Source organism: Arthrobacter sp. sptzw32 (genome assembly GCF_059089735.1).
In genome coordinates, this window is record NZ_JBNHEZ010000001.1 from 561,819 (window position 1) to 581,495 (window position 19,677).

Consider the following 19,677-nt stretch of genomic DNA (forward strand, 5'->3'; position numbering starts at 1 on the left):
TCTACTGCGCCTGCGACTTAATCTGTTCCACGGCCTGGTTGAAGCCACCGCTGGTCAAAGAGGAGCCAGCTACCCGGGACACGTTCAGTTCGTCGATGTTCTTCCCCACCACCTGCGCTGCAATTCCGCCGGCAAATTCACCTTGGTACTTGCGGGTGTTCGGGTTTGACGGATGCTGTGTGATGTTGACGTCCGTCACTGTGCCCTCAGCCAGGGTCAGTTCCACGCCAACTGTCTCGGTGCCGTTTGGGGAGACATAGTTTCCGTCGGCGCTGTAGGTGCCGTCCTTGTACCTGGAGCCACTGGTGGCCAGCGGCGAAGCTTCTGCAGCCGGGGTTGCCGCGGAGGTTGCTGCCGCGCCGCCCGTGGGGGCTGCCGGCGTGCTCTCAGTGGCGGACGGGGCGCACCCGGCTACCGTTCCGGCGAGGGACAGGCCGGCGATTCCGGCGAAAACACTCTTGCGGACTGACGGTCTCATAAAGGCACTCATTTCGATTAAGTGTTTGGGACGGTGCTTACGCTGGTGTCAACGTTGAACCCAGCGTATTGGTTCAACTTTGCAAGTGCCTTGTGGATTTCCTGTGGAATGCCTACGGCTCCGGACAATTACCCAATTCTTTTGCTGTCACTGGCCCCCGGTAGGCTAGAGGGGTGACTCCCGAAGAACTCTCCCTCGCCATATCCGCCTGCCTGAAAGACGCCGTCGCCGCCGGCGAGATTGCCCTTTCAGCATCAGCAGTGCCAGACGAGGTACGCGTGGAGCGGCCCAAGAACCGGGACCACGGCGACTGGGCCACCAACATCGCCCTGCAGCTTGCCAAGCAGGCAGGCACCAACCCGCGCGAGTTCGCCACCGTACTAAGTGCACGGCTCAAGTCGATCAACGGCGTCTCCGCCGTGGACATTGCAGGGCCCGGGTTCCTGAACATCACCGTTGACGCCGCAACAGCCGGCGCCCTCGCCAAGGCCATCGTTGAAGCCGGCCAGCAGTACGGAACGAACACCGCGCTCGCCGGCCACACGGTGAACATGGAATTCGTTTCTGCGAACCCCACCGGCCCGCTGCACATCGGGCACACCCGCTGGGCTGCCCTCGGCGACGCCATCGCCCGGGTATTGCGCGCTTCCGGTGCCGACGTCACGGCCGAGTACTACATCAACGACGCCGGGTCACAGATGAACGTCTTTGCCAACTCGGTGTACTCCCGCCTGCACGGTTTGCCCGTGCCCGACGGCGGCTACCCGGGCCAGTACATCGCAGACCTGGGCCACGAGGTCCTCACCGAGCACCCCGCCATCCGCGAACTGACCGAAGTTGCCGCCCTTCCGGTCATCCGCGCCGCGGCCTACAAGGCACAGATGAAGGACATCAAGGCCACCCTCGCCGACTTTGGCGTTGAGTTCGACGTGTTCTTCTCCGAGCAGGAACTGCACGACGCCGGCGCCATCGAAAGTGCCGTAGCCCGCCTTCGCGAGCAAGGCCACGTGTTCGACGACGGCGGTGCTGTCTGGCTGAGGACCACTGACTTTGGCGACGACAAGGACCGGGTGATGATCCGTGCCAACGGCGAGCCCACGTACTTCGCCGCCGACGCAGCCTACTACCTGTCCAAAAAGGACCGCGGCTTCACCGAAAAGATCTACCTGCTCGGCGCCGACCACCACGGATACATCAACCGGCTCAAGGCCATCGCCGCCTGCGCCGGGGATGATCCCGAGGTAAACATCGAGGTGCTGATCGGCCAGCTGGTTTCCGTCAACGGTGCCAAGCTGTCCAAGCGCGCAGGCAACATCATTGAGCTGAAGGACCTGATCGACTGGCTTGGCAAAGATGCCGTCCGCTACTCCCTGGCCAGGTTCCCGGCGGACTCGCCGCTGACATTGGACCCGGAGCTGCTGAAGAAGCACAGCAACGAGAACCCTGTGTTCTACGTGCAGTACGCCCACGCCCGCTCCCGCGGCGCAGCACGCAACGCCGTCGATGCCGGCGTGCAACGCCGTGTGGACGGCACCGACAGCTTCGACGCCTCCCTCCTTGACCACGCCACGGAGAACGAACTGCTCTCATACCTGGGCAGCTACCCCTCGGTGGTGGCAAAGGCCGCGGAACTGCGTGAACCACACCGCGTGGCACGGCACCTGGAGACCATCGCCGGGGCATACCACCGCTGGTACGACGCCTGCCGCATTGCGCCCATGGGGGACGAACCGGTTACTGATGTCAACCGCACCCGCCTGTGGCTCAACGACGCCACCAGCCAGGTGCTGGCCAACGGCCTTAACCTCCTTGGCGTTTCCGCGCCGGAACGGATGTGACGGAAATGTCTGTAGAAACCACCAGGACCGCGTCGCCGCTGGCACCCGAGTGGCTCGCGGTGCCCGCTGACCTGAACGCCCTCCAGGAACCGATGTGGGCGGGCAGCGTGCAACGCAACGACGCCGGCTCGCTTACTGTGGGAGGCCTCACCGTCCAGGAGCTTAAGGAGCAGTTCGGCTCACCCCTCTTCGTCCTGGATGAGGCCGATTTCCGCTCCCGGGCACGGGCTTTCAAGGATTCCTTTGATGCTGCCTTCGCTGACATCTGCGGCGGGGTCGATGTTTACTACGCGGGAAAGTCCTTCCTCTGCACCGCTGTTGTGAAGTGGGTTGAGGAGGAAGGCCTGCGCCTGGACACGTCCTCCGGGGGAGAGCTGGCCGTGGCTGCACGCGCCGGAATTCCCGGTGAGCGGGTGGCGCTGCACGGGAACAACAAGTCCGACGGCGAGATCAACCGTGCCCTGGACATGGGACTCGGCCGGATTGTTGTGGACAGCCTGTCCGAGCTGGTGCGGGTGGGCGACATGGCCCAGGCCCGCGGAATACAGGCCAAAGTCATGCTGCGGCTGACCCCGGGCGTCCACGCCCACACGCATGAATTCATCGCCACCGCGCACGAGGACCAGAAGTTTGGCCTCTCCATGGCCGCAGACACCACGGAGCAGGCCGGCCTGTCTGCTGCCGAAGAAGCCGTAGCGGCCGCATCCGCGCACCCCGGCATCGAGCTCCTGGGCCTGCACTGCCACATCGGCTCCCAGATCTTTGAGCCCGACGGTTTCGCCCTGGCGGCGGAGAAGCTCCTTCGTTTCCTCGCCGCCATGCAGGAAAAGTACTCCATCGTCATGCCGGAACTTGATCTCGGCGGCGGCTACGGCATTGCCTACACCCCGGTGGACACCCCCCGCCCCGCAGCAGAGATTGCGGCGGCGATGGCCGCCGTCGTCCGATCCACCTGCGCTGAACTGGGCATTGACTCACCCCGGATCTCCATCGAACCGGGGCGCGCGATCGTGGGCAGCACCACCTTCACCCTGTACGAGGTGGGTACGCTCAAGACCGTCCGCGTGGATGCGCCCGGCCAGGATGCATCCGACGCTGCCGGCAACGTTACGTATCCGCGCCGCTATGTGTCGGTGGACGGCGGCATGAGCGACAACGCCCGGCCGGTGCTCTACGACGCGGATTATTCGGCCGTCGTGGCCTCCCGCACGTCAACCGCCGGGCCTCAGCTGTCCCGCGTGGTGGGCAAACATTGCGAGAGCGGCGACATAGTTGTTAGAGATGTATATCTGCCCGAGGACGTGGCAGCCGGTGATCTGCTTGCTGTACCGGGTACCGGCGCCTACTGCTGGGCCCTCTCGAGCAACTACAACTATCTGGCCCGGCCGGGCGTTGTCGCGGTGCGCGACGGATCTGCCCGGCTGATTGTCCGCGGGGAAACCGAAGAAGATCTGCTGAACCGCGACATGGGAGCCTGAATGTCTGAATTGCGAACCCTGAAAGTGGCCCTGCTGGGCTGTGGCAACGTTGGGGCCCAGGTTGCGCGGATTCTCATTGAAGACGCCGACGCCCTTGCCGCCCGCACAAGCGCCCGCCTGCAGCTGTCCGGCATCGCCGTGCGCAACGTCCACTCCAAGCGGGACGTTGAGTTGCCGCAGGAGCTCTTCACCACCGACGCCGAGACCCTGGTCAAGGACGCAGACCTGGTCATCGAACTGATGGGCGGCATCGAGCCGGCCCGCACACTGATCCTCTCCGCGCTGCAAAACGGCGCCTGCGTGGTCACCGGCAACAAGGCCCTGCTGGCCCAGGACGGACCCACCCTCTACGAAGAGGCGGACAAGGCGGGCGTGCAGCTGTCCTATGAAGCTGCCGTGGCCGGCGCCATCCCCATCCTGCGCCCCATCCGCGACAGCCTTTCCGGCGACCGCATCACCCGGGTCCTGGGCATTGTCAACGGCACCACCAACTTCATCCTGGACCAGATGGATTCCACCGGCGCCCAGTTCGCCGATGCCCTCGCTGAAGCCCAGCGGCTCGGCTATGCGGAAGCGGACCCGACGGCCGACGTCGAAGGGCACGACGCAGCCGCCAAAGCGGCCATCCTGGCCACACTGTCATTCCACACCCGGTTCGCTCTGGAAAACGTCCACTGCGAAGGCATCAGTTCAGTCAGCGCCGCTGACATCGCCGCGGCCAAGGAGGCCGGTTTCGTCATCAAGCTGCTGGCCATCGCTGAAAAGCTTCCCGCCGGAGGCACTGACACAGACGGCGCCGAAGGCATTTCCGTGCGCGTGCACCCCACGCTCCTTCCCCGGGAGCACCCGCTGGCTGCCGTCCACGGCGCCTTCAACGCTGTGTTTATCGAAGCCGAGAACGCCGGCGAATTGATGTTCTACGGCCAGGGCGCGGGTGGCACCCCTACCGCGTCCGCCGTCCTCGGCGACCTTGTCTCAGCTGCCCGGCGCCTGGTCCTGGGTGGGCCCCAGCGAACGGAAACCACCACTGGCCACGTTCCGGCCCTGCCCATCGATGCTGCGGTGACCAGCTACTACATCGGCCTTGATGTGGCGGACCAGCCCGGCGTACTGGCCAGAATCGCCCAGTTGTTCGCCGAGCACGGCGTCTCCATCGAAATCATGCGGCAGACCATCCACCGGGATGCGGATTCCAACGTGGAATCGGCCGAACTGCGGATTGTCACCCACCGCGCATCAGAGGCCGCCCTTGCGGCCACCGTTGAGGCTGTGAAGGGCCTCGACGTCATCAATTCAGTTACATCCGTTCTGCGGGTAGAAGGAGTCTAAGTGGCTCACCAATGGCGCGGCGTTATCCGCGAATACGCTGACCGTCTGCCCGTGACGGAGTCCACCCGGGTCATTACCCTGGGCGAGGGCGGCACCCCCCTGGTGCACGCGCAGAAACTCTCCGAGCTGACGGGCTCGGAGGTGTACCTCAAGGTGGAAGGCATGAACCCCACCGGCTCCTTTAAGGACCGCGGCATGACCATGGCCATGACCGCCGCCGTCGAATCCGGCGCCCAGGCCGTAGTCTGCGCCTCCACCGGCAACACGTCCGCCTCCGCAGCTGCCTACGCCACGGCCGCGGGCCTGAAGTGCGCGGTCCTGGTGCCCGAAGGCAAAATCTCCATGGGCAAGCTCAGCCAGGCCATCGCCCACGGCGCCACCCTCCTCCAGGTTGACGGCAACTTCGACAACTGCCTGGACATTGCCCGGAAGCTGGGGGAGTCCTACCCGGTGTTCCTGGTCAACTCCGTCAACCCCGCGCGCATCCAGGGGCAGAAGACCGGTGCTTTCGAGATCGTCGACGCCCTGGGTGACGCCCCCGACATCCACGTGCTTCCGGTGGGCAACGCCGGCAACATCACCGCCTACTGGAAGGGCTATAAGGAGTACGCGGCTCCGTTTGAGTCCGCAACTGCCGGCACCCTTCCCGCCGTTTCCACGAAGACCCCGGCCATGTGGGGCTTCCAGGCAGCGGGTGCCGCGCCCTTCGTTGCCGGCCACCCCATCACCGAACCGGACACCATCGCCACCGCCATCCGGATCGGAAATCCGGCGTCCTGGGAGGGTGCCATTGGTGCCCGCGACGAATCGGGCGGACTCATCGATGCCGTGACCGATGAGGAAATCCTCAACGCCCACCGCTGGCTCTCCTCCCGTGAAGGTGTCTTCGTTGAACCGGGTTCGGCAGCCGGCGTGGCGGGCCTGCTCAAGAAGCACGCCGCAGGTGAGGTTCCCGCAGGCAAGACCATCGTCATCACCGTCACGGGCCACGGCCTGAAGGATCCCCAGTGGGCCCTGCGCACCGAGGACGGCAGCGATGTGCAGCCGGTCAAGGTTTCCAATGACGTGGTTACCGTTGCAGCTGAGCTGGGACTGGAAGAAAAATAGCCTTGGACGCCACCTCGCAGACCGCCGTCGGACTGCAGCTTATTGAACCCGGGCAAAGCGTCACGGTCCGGGTACCGGGCACGTCGGCCAACCTTGGCCCCGGCTACGACAGCCTGGGCCTGGCCCTGGCCCTGCACGACACGCTCACAGTGGAGAGCCTTGAATCGGAGGAACTCCTGTTCAACCTTCGGGGCGAAGGCGCAGACACCCTTCCCCGGGACGCGAGCCACCTTGTCATCCGGGCCATGGAAGCGGCTTTCGAACGGCTGGGGTTCCGCCACGGCGGGCTGAAGGTCACCGCTGACAACGTGAATCCCCATGGACGGGGGCTGGGCTCGTCCGCATCGGCAGTAGTGGCAGCCGTTTCCGCCGCAAACGCTCTGGTTCCCGAGGCAAGCCGCCGCGGGAAGGATTGGATCCTTCAGCTCACCAGCGAACTCGAAGGGCATCCGGACAACGTGGCACCTGCCATTTTCGGCGGACTGGCGCTGTCATGGCAGGACAGTGACCAGTACAGCAGCACCAGCGCGACAGTGTGTGAAACCGTGGTTCCCGTTGTCGCGGTTCCCGATTTCGAACTGTCGACCGAGACCGCACGTGCGCTGCTTCCGGCCTCAATTGGTCATCATGCAGCCGCTATGAACTCCGGACGTGCGGCACTCCTGATCCATGCCTTAACCAGAAAGCCCGAGTTCCTGCTGGCCGGCACGGAGGACTACCTCCACCAGAGTTACCGTGCAGAAGCCATGCGCCCAAGCGCCGCCCTGATTTCGGCGCTCCGGGCGGCCGGGCACGCGGCAGTGGTTTCAGGTGCCGGGCCCACCGTGCTGGTCCTGGCCAATGGACAGGCTGAAGCGGCCGCCGTCGTTGCCTTCATTGAAGAGTTCACCGCCGTGAACGCGCCGGAAATTGGGTGGCGTGTTCTGAAGCTCGCAGTGGACGTCGAAGGTGCTAAGGTGGAGTTGCACCGGCGGTAATTGACGCCTATCTGATCTGCTATTGCACTAGTTGCCGCTTGGTCTCTTACTGCGCAATCTATTCCGGTGCCGCCTGCTTGGTCTGTCGCAGGAATCTGCAGCACACAAACTGCCCCTAAAGCGTCAGTCCTGCGTCCCGCCATGGGCGGAGCGCAAGGTGAATTAGTATCCGGCCCTGCTGGCCGATATCCAACCGGCAAGGCCGAACAATCCGGCTGCAGATCTGAACTGCAGCCCAGATCAAATCATCGCGTCCAGCTCCCAGTCTGGACGCCGTCGAGGGGGAAGGATCCTTCGTGACCGAAACCACTGAGCTGTCGCCAGCTGTGGAACTATCTTCTGCTGCCGAATCACCGGCCGCACCCGCCAAGAGCAGCGGGCTTGCCGGCCTTAAGCTCGCCCAGCTGCAGGCGCTTGCCAGCCAGCTCGGGATTTCCGGCGGTTCCCGGATGCGCAAGGGGGACCTGGTTTCAGCCATTTCCGCACACCGCGCCGGCACCCCTATGACCAAGGCCCCGGCCAAGGCAGCGGAAAAGGCTGTTGAGAACGTATCCGCCCCGGCCGTTGTCCCGGCAGTCTCCGCCCCCGCAGCGGCTGCTGAACCAACCGAGGCTCCTGCCGAGGGAACGCGGGCCCGCGGCCGTGGCCGCAGCCGCCGCGCCGTCAGCGACGGAGTCGTAGCCCCTGCAGCCGCCGAACCGGCTGTTGCCGAAGCCGCCCCCGCAGCTCCGGTGGAGGCTCCCGCCGCCGCTGAGGCTCCAGAAGCTGCTGAAGGCACTGCCGAGCGCCGCCAGCCGCGCACCCGCAACCGCCGCCGCAGCGAAGCAGCCGCAGCAGCGCCGCAGGGCGCCGAAGGTGTGGAGGCACCGGCAGAACAGGCCGACGCCGAGCAGCCCGCCGGAGCGCAGGCCAACACCGAAAACCGCACGGCAGAACGGGCCGCCGAGCGGACCGAAGCCGAAGCCGGCGACGCCGGGCAGCGCACGGACCGCCGCGAAGGTGGACGCACCCGCGGCCGGGACAACGCCGCACGCGAGAACGCCGACGGCGGCCGCGACAACGCCGGCAGCCGCGAGGCAGGGCAGCGTGAAGGCGCCCGCCGCGAGGACAACCGTGACACTGACGACGCCGACGGCGGCAGCCGCCGGAACCGCCGAAACCGCCGCGACCGCAACGATCGCAACGAGCGGAATGACCGCTCCGGCGGCCAGGACCGGGACAACTCCCGCAACGACCGTTTCCGGGACCGCAACGACCGCCGCCGTGGACGCGCCCAGGGACCGGACGTCGACGACGTCGAGGTCACCGAGGACGACGTCCTGCTCCCGGTTGCCGGCATCCTGGACGTGCTGGAGAACTACGCGTTCATCCGCACCTCCGGCTACCTTCCTGGCCCGAACGACGTGTATGTCTCCCTCGCCCAGGTGAAAAAGTACAACCTGCGCAAGGGTGACGCCGTGGTTGGCGCCATCCGCGCTCCCCGCGACGGCGAAGACCGCAGCCAGCAGTCGGCCCGCCAGAAGTTCAACGCCCTGGTCCGCGTCACGTCCGTGAACGGCAAGACCTCGGAAGAACTCAAGGACCGCGTCGAGTTCGCCAAACTGGTACCGCTGTACCCGTCCGAGCGCCTGCGCCTCGAGACCGACCCCAAGAAGATCGGCCCCCGCGTCATTGACCTGGTTGCCCCGATCGGCAAGGGCCAGCGCGGCCTGATCGTCTCCCCGCCGAAGGCCGGCAAGACGCTCATCCTGCAGTCCATCGCCAACGCCATCACCACCAACAATCCTGAGGTCCACCTCATGATGGTGCTCGTTGACGAACGTCCTGAAGAAGTCACGGATATGCAGCGCACGGTCAAGGGCGAGGTTATTGCCTCCACCTTCGACCGCCCGGCCGACGACCACACCACTGTGGCCGAACTTTCCATCGAACGCGCCAAGCGCCTCGTGGAAATGGGCATGGACGTGGTGGTCCTGCTGGACTCCATGACCCGCCTGGGCCGCGCCTACAACCTGGCAGCACCGGCCTCCGGCCGCATCCTGTCCGGCGGTGTCGACTCCGCAGCCCTGTACCCGCCCAAGCGCTTCTTTGGTGCGGCCCGCAACATCGAAAACGGCGGCTCGCTCACCATCCTGGCAACGGCTCTCGTGGAGACCGGTTCCAAGATGGACGAAGTCATCTTCGAAGAGTTCAAGGGCACCGGCAACATGGAGCTCCGCCTGTCCCGCCAGCTGGCGGACAAGCGCATCTTCCCGGCCGTGGACGTCAACGCGTCCGGCACCCGCCGCGAGGAAAACCTGCTTTCCCCCGAGGAAGTCAAGATCATGTGGAAGCTGCGCCGCGTCCTCTCCGGACTCGAAACCCAGCAGAGCCTTGAACTCCTGACTAACAAGATCCGGGAGACCCAGAGCAACGTCGAGTTCCTCATGCAGGTTCAGAAGACGACGCTTGGTGCAAAGTCCGATAACGACAAGTAACGCTTCGGTCAGCGGCTGATTCTGCTGCCCCGGTGCTGACGCCGCACAGATTTTTCCGCCCCCGCCCCTACGCTGGGAGGCTTCCGATCTTCGATCGTTAGCCTCCCAGCTCCGGCAGGCCCGATGCCACTCCCGGGGCGGAAAAATCTGTGCGGCTTCGTCGTTAAGCCCACCAGCCGCGGCACGTTCCCGTTTGTTACTAGACTTGTACAAGTCGAAAGAGGTTTTGAAAAATGTTTGAGTCCGTACAGGGCCTGCTTGATGAGCATGATGCTATCCAGGCGCAGCTGGGGGATCCTGCTGTTTATGCTGATCAGCGGCTTGCCCGGAAGCTTGGGCGGCGTTCGGCTCAGCTCAATGGGATTGTAGAGGCGTACCACAAGTGGGAAGGCCTGCGTGATGACCTCGCTGCTGCCAAGGAGATGGCTGACGAGGATCCCGAGTTTGCTGCTGAGGTGCCCGAGCTGGAGGAGGCGCTGGAAGCAGCGGCTGCCAAACTTCGGCGCCTGCTCATTCCCCGCGACCCTGACGACGCCCGCAATGTGATCCTCGAGGTCAAGGGCGGTGAAGGCGGCGATGAGGCTGCCCTGTTCGCCGCCGACCTTCTGCGGATGTACACCCGGTACGCGGAGTCCCGCGGCTGGAAGACGGAAATCATCTCCGCCACGGAATCAGACCTTGGCGGCTACAAAGACGTGCAGGTTGCCGTCAAGGGCAGCTCGAACGATCCGGCGGAGGGCGTTTTCGCCCGGCTCAAGTTCGAAGGCGGCGTGCACCGTGTGCAGCGCGTTCCCGTGACGGAGTCCCAGGGCCGCATCCACACTTCTGCCGCCGGCGTTCTCGTCCTCCCTGAAGTGGATGAGCCCGAAGAACTTGAAATCAACCAGAATGACCTCAAGATCGACGTATACCGGTCGTCCGGACCCGGTGGCCAGTCCGTGAACACCACCGACTCTGCTGTGCGCATCACCCACCTGCCTACCGGCATCGTGGTGGCCATGCAGAACGAGAAGTCGCAGCTGCAGAACCGTGAAGCCGGCATGCGCGTGCTGCGGGCCAGGATCCTCGCCCACCAGCAGGAGCAGATTGACGCGGAAAACTCTGCCCAGCGGAAATCGCAGATCCGCACCATGGACCGGTCCGAGCGCATCCGCACCTACAACTACCCGGAAAACCGGATTGCGGACCACCGCACCGGTTACAAGGCCTACAACCTGGACCAGGTGATGAACGGCGATCTGGAACCGGTTATCCAGTCCGCTATCGAGATGGACGAACAGGCCCGCCTGGACGCCATCGGCGACTGACGCGTCCCGGAATACAGCGCATGACACTCGGTCAAGGCCAGTCCCTCGCAGATGCCGTCAGCGAAGCTACGGGTATTCTGCGCGAGGCCGGCGTACCCAGCCCGCGGGTGGACGCCGAGCTGCTCGCCGACCACCTGCTGAACGTCGGGCTGGGCCGGCTGCGTGCCCTGATGCTCGGTGATACCCCTGTGCCTGCGGGTTACGCGGCTTTGGTGGCGGAGCGTGCCAGCAGAATACCGCTCCAGCACATCACCGGAGTGGCGCATTTCCGCTACCTCCAACTCGCCGTGGGGCCCGGAGTTTTTGTACCCCGGCCGGAAACCGAATCCGTTGTTCAGCTGGTCATCGACCACGTCAAAGGCATGCGGAATCCGCGGATTGTTGACCTCGGGACCGGATCCGGCGCCATTGCCGGATCCATCGCCCACGAAGTGCCCGGAGCGGAAGTGCATGCGGTGGAATTCAGCCCCCTCGCCCACGCCTGGGCGGCGAAGAACCTGGCCCCCCTGGGCGTCCGTCTCGTGCTGGGGGACCTGCGGGACGCGCTGCCGGAACTCGACGGGACCTTCGACGTCGTCATTTCCAACCCGCCCTACATCCCGGCCGAAGCGGTCCCCATTGAGCTCGAAGTGGCCCTGCACGACCCTCCGGAAGCACTGTACGGCGGGGGAGCGGACGGCATGGAACTTCCGACGGCGGCAGCCGCCTCGGCTGCCCGGCTACTGGTACCGGGGGGCTACTTTGTCATGGAACACGCCGAAGTCCAGGCGGGCTGGATCTCGGCCATGCTGGCACGGACAGGGAACTGGACCGCCATCAGCACGCATCGGGACCTCAACGGCAAGGAGCGCGCCACCAGTGCCCTGCTGACGGAACCGGACCACAGGGAATGAAAGAATAAGCCAGTGACCACAACCTATGACTGCACCAGCGACGACGAGCGCGCCCAAGGACTTGAGCACGCCCAGCGGGCCATTGGCGAGAAGAAATGCGTAGTTTTTCCCACCGATACGGTCTACGGGATTGCCGCCGATGCCTTCTCCCCACAGGCCGTAACCATGCTCCTGGTGTCCAAGGGACGCAGCCGCACCATGCCGCCGCCCGTGCTGATTCCGCGCATCAACGCCCTCGACGGGCTGGCCACTGACGTATCGGCGGACGCCCGAAAGCTTGCCGAAGCGTTCTGGCCCGGCGGCCTGACCCTCATCCTGCATGCCCAGCCGTCGCTGGACTGGGATCTTGGCGAAACCAAAGGCACAGTGGCGCTTCGGATGCCCGATGATGAGATCGCCCAGGAACTGCTGACGCTCACCGGGCCGCTGGCCGTTTCTTCCGCCAACCGCACCGGCCATGCTCCCGGGCAGACAGCCGCCGCAGCGCGCGAACAGCTGGCCGATTCGGTTGAGGTTTACCTTGAAGGCGGCGTCCGTCCCCTCGACGGTGCTGCTGCAGTACCGTCCACCATTGTTGACGCCACCGGCCCCCGCCTGCGCGTGGTCCGGAACGGTGCCGTGAGTTTGGACCAGCTCCGGGAGCATGTTCCCGGCGTCCTGGGACTCGGCGAAATTCCCATGGTTGCAGAAGAACCGGAGGTTCCGGAGCCCTCGGAGGCCCCGAAGGTTTCTGCGGCATCGGATGCACCGGAGGCCGGCGCCCGCCCCGCCGCCGGCAGCAGTGCCGTCAACAGCACCGACAACCTCCCGGGGATCTGACATGCAGCCCAAAGTGGCCGTCGCGGCCGTAACCTTTGACCGCCACGAGGAGCTTGCCCTCCTCCTGAAGGGTTTGGCGGCGCAGACAGCGCCCATCCACTCCATCGCACTGGTGGACTCCGGCACTGACCCGGCCACCGCCGTCGTCAATGCCGGGGGAGCGCAGAACATCAACTACCTTCGCTCCGAAGCCAATCTCGGCGGCGCAGGAGGATTCGCCTACGCCATCCTGGCGGCCATGGCCAGCGGCGCCGAGTGGATCTGGATGATGGACGACGACGGCCACCCCGAGGACGCCACCTGCCTGGCCGAACTGCTGCGCACCGCTGAGGAACACCAACTCGACATTGTCAGCCCGCTGGTGGCCGCCACCGCCGACCCCAACCGGCTCTCCTTCAACTTCCGCATCAACGGGCTGCTGACCAACGACAGGTCCCGGCTGGCGCCCATGGGCTACCTTCCGGACATGGTGCACTTTTTCAACGGTGCACTGATCAAAACCGAAGTTTTCTACAGGATTGGCATTCCCGACGTTAAGTTCTTCATCCGCGGCGACGAGGTTGATTTCCTGTCGCGCGTCAAGAAAGCAGGACTGAAGTACGGCACCCTCGCCACCGTCGCGGTGCAGCATCCCGCCACCTGGACGGAGATGAAACCGGTGTTCGGCGGATTCATCACCCCCGTGATCCCCGAAGGTGAGTTCAAGCGCTACTGCTACTTCCGGAACCGGGGCTACCTGACCCGCAAGTACCGGAACCTGCGCTGGTTCAGCGCGGACGTCGTCGGCTTCCCCTATTACTTCCTGAAAGCCGGGGACCTCAAAGGCCTGGCGCACTGGTTCAGGGCCTATTCAATCGGCTTCCGCGGCAAGGGTTTCGGCTCGCCCGCGGAACTGATGTCCGCAAACAGCTAGGCACCCGTGGAGAACCTTTACGCCGTCGTCGTCACCTACAACCGGGCAGAATTCCTGCGCAACCTGCTCGATTCCTTCGCCCGGCTGGACACTGCCCCTGCGCGGATCCTCGTAGTGGACAATGCCAGCACCGACCACACTCCGGACGTGGTCGCCCAGGCCATCGAAGCCGGCGGGCCGCCCATCCAGTACGAACGGCTTGACCGGAACGTTGGCGGGGCCGGCGGGTTTTCGCGCGGCGTGGAGCTGGCACTGGAGTCCGGGGCCGAATGGCTGTGGCTGATGGATGACGACGTCGAGGTTCTGCCCGGCGCGGTGGAGGCATTGGAGAAGTTCACGCCGGAGTACTCCTGCCTCATCGGCCGCCGGTACGACGCCAACGGCAAGCCGTTCTTCTGGCAGCACCATTTCGTCGAGGCGCTGGGCATCTTCCTTCCGGTTTCGCGCGATGTTTTCCGGCACTCTGAGGTCTTCCATACAAACGTAGGGAACTTTGAAGGCATGCTTATCCATGCTTCCGTTGCCCGTAGCATCGGCCTGCCGGATCCCCGTTTCTTCATCACCTGGGACGACCTGGTCTACGGCTGGCTTGCCGCGCAGCAAACACCGGTGGTGTACGTCAATGCCTTTGTCATCAAAAAGGTCCGCGCGCAGCGGCAGGTGGACCTGGGACTGCGCCATCTCAATGATTCCTCCGACCTGAGCCGCCGCTATGTGATGCGCAACCGCGGGCATGTGGCGCACTACCTGCGGGCATACGGCAAATTCAACCGGGCGGGTTTCGCAGCCGGCACCGCCCTGACCTTCCTCAAGGAACTTGTCCGCCTGGTCCTGGTCGAGAGGACCCTCAAGGGGGCGGGCGCACTCTGGCAGGGATGGCGTGAATCACGAATAATCCTTGCGGACAGGGGCTGGGAACCCATGCCGCCGCTGCCGGCATATCCGGGCAGCGGAACCCGAAGCAATTAGTATCGTCTTAGGCCCCTTCGCCGTCCGACGGTCTTGCGGCGGGGTATTTTGAAACAGGCGCCTGGCCGCCGTGGTATTGGAAGTCGGTTGCATCTTTCGTTGAGTACAAAATCAGAAACGCAGGCATCTGCCGCGGTACGGGACGAGAAACCCGCACTCTGGATCTGGATCCAGCTCTTCCTGGACTCAATGTCGTGGGTTGTGGCGATCGGACTGGCGCTGCTGCTGCGCTATGAGATGGGCATCCGGATGGAACAGTTCGCCGGAGCGGTCGTTATCGCTGCCATCGCGGTGGTGGCCCAGATGCTGGCCGGCTACTCCCTCGCCCTGTACCGCGGCCGGTATCCCTTCGGCAGCTTCCAGGAGGCCAAGGCGCTGGTCTTCGTCACCGTCATTGTCGCCGCCACCATCACTGCGAGCCTGCTGGTGCTCTACGAAGCCATCAGCATCGGCCGCAGCGTGGGCCTGATCGCCTTTCCCTTCGCCTGTCTCTTTATGTGCGCCGCCCGGTACGCGAAAAGGCTCTATGTGGAAGGCAAGGCACGGCCCGGGGACGGGGCACAAAACACGCTGGTTTACGGCGCCGGATTCCTCGGCAACTCCCTGGTGACACGGATGCTGCAGGATCCGGATTCCCCGTACTTCCCGGTGGGCCTGGTCGATGACGACCCGGCCAAAAAACACCTGCGGCTCTCCGGCGTCCAGGTACAGGGCCGCGGCGATGACCTGCCGGCCATCATCCGCCGCACCCGCGCCTCGGTCCTGGTCCTGGCCTTCGCCAACGTCGAGGCCTCCGTAGTCCGGCGCATTTCCGATGCCGTGGCGGGCCTGAACGTGCGTGTGCTGGTGCTTCCCCCGCTGCGGGACATGCTGGGCGGCGGCGCACCTGCCGGTTTTTCCGATTTCCGCGAGGTGGCGGTCGAGGACCTGATCGGCCGGCGGCCGGTGGACATCAAGGTCGACGAGATTGCGGGATACATCAAGGGCAAACGGGTTCTGGTGACCGGCGCCGGCGGATCCATCGGATCCGAGCTCTGCCGGCAGATCGTCCAGTTCGAGCCGGCGGAACTGATCATGCTGGACCACGACGAGACGGGCCTGCAGCAAACCCAGATCTCCATCACCGGCCACGGCCTGCTGGCAGGCCGGGACACAGTGCTGGCCAACATCCGCGACGCTGAAGCACTGCAGAACATCTTCGAGGACCGGCGCCCTGAAGTGGTCTTCCACGCCGCCGCCCTCAAACACGCGCCGCTGCTGCAGCAGTATCCGGTGGAGGCCTGGAAGACCAACGTCTGCGGCACCCTGAACGTCCTGCGTGCTGCCCAGCGGGCCGGTGTCTCGCACTTTGTGAACATTTCCACCGACAAGGCGGCCAACCCCACCACCGCCCTTGGCCACTCCAAGCGGGTGGCGGAAAAACTTACCGCCTGGATGGCAGGCCAGACCGGCAGCAAGTTCGTGTCGGTCCGCTTTGGCAACGTCATGGGCAGCCGCGGCTCGATGCTGCCGCTCTTCACCGAGCAGATCCGTGTAGGCGGTCCCGTCACCGTCACCGACCCCGATGTCACACGGTTCTTTATGACCATCCCCGAGGCATGCCAGCTGGTGATCCAGGCAGGTGCCATCGGTACCGGCGGCGACGTACTGATCCTGGACATGGGTGAACCGGTCCGCATCCTGGATGTCGCGCAGCGGATGATTGCCATGTCGGGCAAGGACGTGGAAATCATCTACACCGGGCTGCGGCCGGGGGAGAAGCTGCACGAAGTGCTGGTCGGCAGCGGTGAACGGGACCAGCGGCCCCTGCACCCAAAGATTTCACACACCAAGGCCACCGAGCAGGACCCGGACAAGCTTGACCTCAACGTCTGGCTGGCCCGCTGTGAGGCAGAACAAGGCGCCAATATCACCGCCATCCCCGATGATGAGGCCAACGACGCCGGTGAGATCCGGGTGGCCTCATGATGCCGTTGGCCCTGGTGGCCGGGATCACGCTGTTGGCCAGCCTGCTGCTTCCCTTTGCCGTGAAGCCCTGGCTGGTCCGGATGGGCGTGGTGGATGTTCCTTCCGCCCGTTCATCGCACGTCAAAGCGACCATCCGCGGCATGGGTGTCGCCGTGGCCCTGGCAACAGCACTTGGCTATGCCGCTGCGGTGCTGCTGGGGGTCGTGACAGTGGACCGCTCAGTATTCGCCGTCGTGCTTGGCATCATTGCCGCGTGCGCAGCCGTGGGGTGGGCCGAGGACCTGCGCGGCATGTCCATCCGCGGGCGCGCGGGCGCCCAGCTCGGCATCGGGGCCGTCGGCTCGGCGGTGCTCATCGCACTGACAGGACAGTCGTTCTGGTGGCTGCCGCTGGCTGCCGTGGCGATCGCGGCCTACGTGAACATCGCCAATTTCATGGACGGCGTCAATGGCATTTCGGGCCTGCACGGGGTGACAGCCGGGGCTGCCTATGCCGCGGCCGGCTGGCTGTCCGGACAGCCATGGCTCGCGGCCGGTGGTTTGGTGCTGGCCACGGCATTCCTCGGTTTTCTTCCATGGAACCTCAGCCGCGGTTCCGTCTTCCTTGGCGACGTCGGCAGCTACCTGCTGGGTGCCTCGATTGCCGCCCTCGCCGTAGCCGGCTTCCTCGGCGGCGTCTATGTCGAATACGTTCTTTCACCAATCCTGGTGTACGCCGCGGACACCGGCTACACCCTGCTGCGCCGGATCAAGGCAGGGGAGCGGTGGTACGCCTCGCACCGGGAGCATGTATACCAGCGGCTCACCGACGTGGGATTCTCGCACCTCCAGTCTGCAGCAACTGTCACGGTGTGCACCGCCGCCGTGATCATCCTGGGCTTTGCCGCCGCCACTGCGCCGCTTCCGGTCGTCGCCCTGTGCGTGGCCGCGACCGTGCTGGTGCTTGCCCTGTACCTCGCCAGCCCGGACCTCATCAGGCGGTACCGGCGCCCCTCCAAAGTCACACGGCTTCCGGTGAGCTAGCGGTGTTCTATCTCGTGTAGAATTCGAAGGCAGCCAAAGCTGCCCTTCAAACTGCCTCCTGGCTCCGTGCCTGATGCTGCCGACGATTGGGATCAAATGACCTCCAACGCCGAGTCCGGACCTGCCTCCGGCAACGGAAACGTTGGCGCATCCAGCCCCACAACGTCCCTGTGGCTGAACCTCCTGGGACGAAGTTCCGCAGCTGCTGCGGCCGGACTCGCCCTGTGCGCAGTCCCTGCAGCAATCCTCGACGGCGGAAGCGGCGCCGTGTCCAGTACTCTGGGCGGCCTGCTTGTGATGGTGTTCTTCGGGATCAGCCTGCTGGTGGGCCACTTCATGGGGCGCAACAATCCATCCGGGGCCATCGGCATGTTCGTCGCCACCTACTTCGTGAAGGTGGTTGGATTCGCGGCGGTCCTGTTCGTCATCGGGGCTCCGCAGTGGCTGCATGGCCGCTGGTTCGTTGCCGGTGCCGTCACCGCCGTCGTACTTTGGCAGGCTGCCGAACTTTACGGTTTCAGCAAAGCCCGCCTCCAGATCTACAACGATCCAGAAACCAAGGAAACCCGCGATGCGTGATCCCAGGAACCCCAACGAAGCATCCAACGGCACGGGCAAATCGGACGGCTCTGCCCCCGGTGTATCACGCGACGGAACCAGCGGCGGATACAACGCCGGCATGGCCGTATTCAGCTACATCATTGGCGGAATCATCGTCTGGAGTTTGATAGGGTGGGGTCTGGATTACGTGTGGGGAACGCGCTGGATTGTGCTCGCAGGCGCTCTGCTTGGAGCCGTCGGAGGTTTTTACCTTTCCCACATGCATGGCCTTACCAGTTCTCGAAAAATTGCTGGAGAGCGCCATGCTGCCAGCGGGCCGTCCCAGGACGGCGACACTAATGCCAAATAATTTCACAGGGGGAACAGCAGGCCTTTCGTCTGCCGGTCCCCGCCCAACGCCCAATGATGGACACTGCAGAGAGGAAACGCGTTGATCGCGCTTGCGCTCCCGGCCCAAGATTCAGGAGAGTTTACTCCTCCTGGAATTAACGAAATGCATTTGCCGGCAATCCTGCCGTGGGGTGCCGCAGAAGGATTCTCCAAGCAGATGCTGCTGGTCCTCCTCTCTGTTGTCTTTATCTCCGTCTTCTTCGTGCTCGCCGCACGCAAGCAGCAGCTGGTACCCGGCAAGCTCCAGTTCGCCGGCGAGGCCGCCTACGGCTTCGTCCGCAATGGAATCGCCAAGGACATCATCGGCGGCAGGGACTTCATTAAGTACGTCCCGCTGTTGTTCAGCCTGTTCTTCTTCATCCTGGTGAACAACATCTACGGTGCCATTCCGCTGTTCCAGCTCCCCACGTTCTCGCACGTGGGCGGCGCCTACGTACTGGCCGGCCTTGTCTACTTCACCTGGATCGCCATCGGCGTGAAGAAGAACGGACTCCGCTACTTCAAGCTGGCCACCGTGCCTTCCGGTGTTCCCTGGTTCATCCTTCCGATCGTGATCCCGATCGAGATCATCTCCAACTTCCTGGTCCGGCCCGTCACGCACAGCCTCCGTCTGTTCGCGACCATGCTCGCAGGACACCTCATCGTGATGATCGCCGGATCCGGCATCGAGTACCTCATCATGCAGGAGAACCTCCTGCTCAAGGGGACCTCCGTACTGGTTCTCGCCGGCGCCATCGCCATGTACATGCTTGAAGCCCTGATCATGGTCCTGCAGGCCTACGTCTTTACCCTGCTGACCGCGATCTACATTGAAGGCGCGCTTCACGCCGACAGCCACTAGGCACCCTTAAGCTTCCCCTCGCGGGGATGATAGCAACCCAAACAACCTGCCACATGGGTGGCATCTTGAAAGGAAGAAAAATGGAAGGCAATCTCAACCTCGTAGGTTACGGTCTGTCCGCAATCGGCGGTGGTATCGGTGTTGGTCTCGTATTCGCTGCCTACATCAACGGCGTCGCCCGCCAGCCGGAAGCACAGCGTGTCCTGCAGCCGATCGCGTTCCTCGGCCTTGCGCTTACCGAAGCCCTCGCCATCCTCGGCCTGGTCTTCGCCTTCGTTCTCTAGTCCTTAGAACGAAGCGAACTTACAGA

The 19,677-nt window shown here is 64.4% G+C and carries 18 protein-coding genes; 17 read left to right on the top strand and 1 reads right to left on the bottom strand.

Annotation, left to right across the window (positions count from 1 at the left end; all coding sequences use genetic code 11):
• Position 1: 1 nt before the first annotated feature.
• Positions 2-478: an FMN-binding protein gene (locus AC5RVN_RS02725; RefSeq protein ID WP_494106420.1), complete on the bottom strand. Its 477-nt coding sequence runs from the start codon at positions 476-478 to the stop codon at positions 2-4.
• Between the two features lie 173 nt (positions 479-651).
• On the opposite strand from AC5RVN_RS02725, the gene argS reads away from it, so the two are divergent.
• The 17 genes from argS to atpE all read left to right on the top strand — a co-directional run bounded on the left by argS (position 652) and on the right by atpE (position 19,651).
• Positions 652-2,316, top strand: coding sequence for an arginine--tRNA ligase (gene argS / locus AC5RVN_RS02730; RefSeq protein WP_494137030.1), 1,665 nt, complete (start codon positions 652-654; stop codon positions 2,314-2,316).
• Between the two features lie 5 nt (positions 2,317-2,321).
• The gene (lysA, locus tag AC5RVN_RS02735) at positions 2,322-3,794 is read left to right on the top strand and encodes a diaminopimelate decarboxylase (RefSeq protein WP_494137031.1); all 1,473 of its coding nucleotides are present in this window, start codon (positions 2,322-2,324) and stop codon (positions 3,792-3,794) included.
• Positions 3,795-5,123, top strand: coding sequence for a homoserine dehydrogenase (locus AC5RVN_RS02740; RefSeq protein WP_494137032.1), 1,329 nt, complete (start codon positions 3,795-3,797; stop codon positions 5,121-5,123).
• The gene (thrC, locus tag AC5RVN_RS02745; RefSeq protein WP_494040059.1) at positions 5,124-6,230 is read left to right on the top strand and encodes a threonine synthase; all 1,107 of its coding nucleotides are present in this window, start codon (positions 5,124-5,126) and stop codon (positions 6,228-6,230) included.
• Between the two features lie 2 nt (positions 6,231-6,232).
• On the top strand, positions 6,233-7,207 hold the full coding sequence (gene thrB / locus AC5RVN_RS02750) for a homoserine kinase (protein ID WP_494040058.1): 975 nt from the start codon (positions 6,233-6,235) through the stop codon (positions 7,205-7,207).
• A gap of 296 nt (positions 7,208-7,503) precedes the next feature.
• Positions 7,504-9,684, top strand: a complete 2,181-nt coding sequence (gene rho, locus AC5RVN_RS02755) for a transcription termination factor Rho (RefSeq protein WP_494040057.1) — start codon at positions 7,504-7,506, stop codon at positions 9,682-9,684.
• Between the two features lie 233 nt (positions 9,685-9,917).
• Positions 9,918-10,991: a peptide chain release factor 1 gene (gene prfA, locus AC5RVN_RS02760; protein ID WP_494040056.1), complete on the top strand. Its 1,074-nt coding sequence runs from the start codon at positions 9,918-9,920 to the stop codon at positions 10,989-10,991.
• 20 nt (positions 10,992-11,011) lie between these two features.
• On the top strand, positions 11,012-11,884 hold the full coding sequence (prmC, locus tag AC5RVN_RS02765) for a peptide chain release factor N(5)-glutamine methyltransferase (RefSeq protein WP_494137033.1): 873 nt from the start codon (positions 11,012-11,014) through the stop codon (positions 11,882-11,884).
• Between the two features lie 12 nt (positions 11,885-11,896).
• A complete protein-coding gene (locus tag AC5RVN_RS02770) occupies positions 11,897-12,703 on the top strand; it encodes an L-threonylcarbamoyladenylate synthase (protein ID WP_494040054.1) in 807 nt (268 codons plus the stop codon).
• Position 12,704: 1 nt separating this feature from the next.
• Positions 12,705-13,616, top strand: coding sequence for a glycosyltransferase (locus tag AC5RVN_RS02775; RefSeq protein WP_494040053.1), 912 nt, complete (start codon positions 12,705-12,707; stop codon positions 13,614-13,616).
• 6 nt (positions 13,617-13,622) lie between these two features.
• Positions 13,623-14,585: a glycosyltransferase gene (locus AC5RVN_RS02780; RefSeq protein WP_494106428.1), complete on the top strand. Its 963-nt coding sequence runs from the start codon at positions 13,623-13,625 to the stop codon at positions 14,583-14,585.
• A 189-nt stretch (positions 14,586-14,774) separates the two neighbouring features.
• Positions 14,775-16,553 (top strand): polysaccharide biosynthesis protein, encoded by a 1,779-nt coding sequence (locus tag AC5RVN_RS02785; RefSeq protein WP_494040155.1) that lies wholly within the window; start codon positions 14,775-14,777, stop codon positions 16,551-16,553.
• Entirely contained in the window at positions 16,550-17,575 is a 1,026-nt protein-coding gene (locus AC5RVN_RS02790) for an MraY family glycosyltransferase (RefSeq protein ID WP_494040051.1), read from the top strand. Before AC5RVN_RS02785 ends, AC5RVN_RS02790 begins: the two co-directional genes overlap by 4 nt.
• Before the next feature lie 96 nt (positions 17,576-17,671).
• Positions 17,672-18,154 carry a Cg1360 family ATP-synthase-associated protein gene (locus AC5RVN_RS02795; RefSeq protein ID WP_494040154.1) on the top strand — a complete coding sequence of 161 codons (483 nt, stop codon included), beginning with the start codon at positions 17,672-17,674 and terminating at the stop codon, positions 18,152-18,154.
• Entirely contained in the window at positions 18,147-18,485 is a 339-nt protein-coding gene (locus tag AC5RVN_RS02800; RefSeq protein WP_494106430.1) for an AtpZ/AtpI family protein, read from the top strand. Before AC5RVN_RS02795 ends, AC5RVN_RS02800 begins: the two co-directional genes overlap by 8 nt.
• Before the next feature lie 81 nt (positions 18,486-18,566).
• Positions 18,567-19,367, top strand: a complete 801-nt coding sequence (gene atpB, locus AC5RVN_RS02805) for a F0F1 ATP synthase subunit A (RefSeq protein WP_494040049.1) — start codon at positions 18,567-18,569, stop codon at positions 19,365-19,367.
• A gap of 80 nt (positions 19,368-19,447) precedes the next feature.
• Complete coding sequence (gene atpE, locus AC5RVN_RS02810) at positions 19,448-19,651, top strand: ATP synthase F0 subunit C (RefSeq protein WP_009356484.1); 204 nt, start codon at positions 19,448-19,450, stop codon at positions 19,649-19,651.
• Positions 19,652-19,677 lie beyond the last annotated feature (26 nt).

What these genes read in the sequence shown, in the direction of transcription:
- AC5RVN_RS02725 (WP_494106420.1), bottom strand. Translation starts at nt 478, where the DNA reads ATGAGACCGTCAGTCCGCAAGAGTGTTTTCGCCGGAATCGCCGGCCTG.
- lysA (WP_494137031.1), top strand. Translation starts at nt 2,322, where the DNA reads ATGTCTGTAGAAACCACCAGGACCGCGTCGCCGCTGGCACCCGAGTGG.
- AC5RVN_RS02740 (WP_494137032.1), top strand. Translation starts at nt 3,795, where the DNA reads ATGTCTGAATTGCGAACCCTGAAAGTGGCCCTGCTGGGCTGTGGCAAC.
- prfA (WP_494040056.1), top strand. Translation starts at nt 9,918, where the DNA reads ATGTTTGAGTCCGTACAGGGCCTGCTTGATGAGCATGATGCTATCCAG.
- prmC (WP_494137033.1), top strand. Translation starts at nt 11,012, where the DNA reads ATGACACTCGGTCAAGGCCAGTCCCTCGCAGATGCCGTCAGCGAAGCT.
- AC5RVN_RS02775 (WP_494040053.1), top strand. Translation starts at nt 12,705, where the DNA reads ATGCAGCCCAAAGTGGCCGTCGCGGCCGTAACCTTTGACCGCCACGAG.
- AC5RVN_RS02785 (WP_494040155.1), top strand. Translation starts at nt 14,775, where the DNA reads ATGTCGTGGGTTGTGGCGATCGGACTGGCGCTGCTGCTGCGCTATGAG.
- AC5RVN_RS02790 (WP_494040051.1), top strand. Translation starts at nt 16,550, where the DNA reads ATGATGCCGTTGGCCCTGGTGGCCGGGATCACGCTGTTGGCCAGCCTG.
- AC5RVN_RS02795 (WP_494040154.1), top strand. Translation starts at nt 17,672, where the DNA reads ATGACCTCCAACGCCGAGTCCGGACCTGCCTCCGGCAACGGAAACGTT.
- AC5RVN_RS02800 (WP_494106430.1), top strand. Translation starts at nt 18,147, where the DNA reads ATGCGTGATCCCAGGAACCCCAACGAAGCATCCAACGGCACGGGCAAA.
- atpE (WP_009356484.1), top strand. Translation starts at nt 19,448, where the DNA reads ATGGAAGGCAATCTCAACCTCGTAGGTTACGGTCTGTCCGCAATCGGC.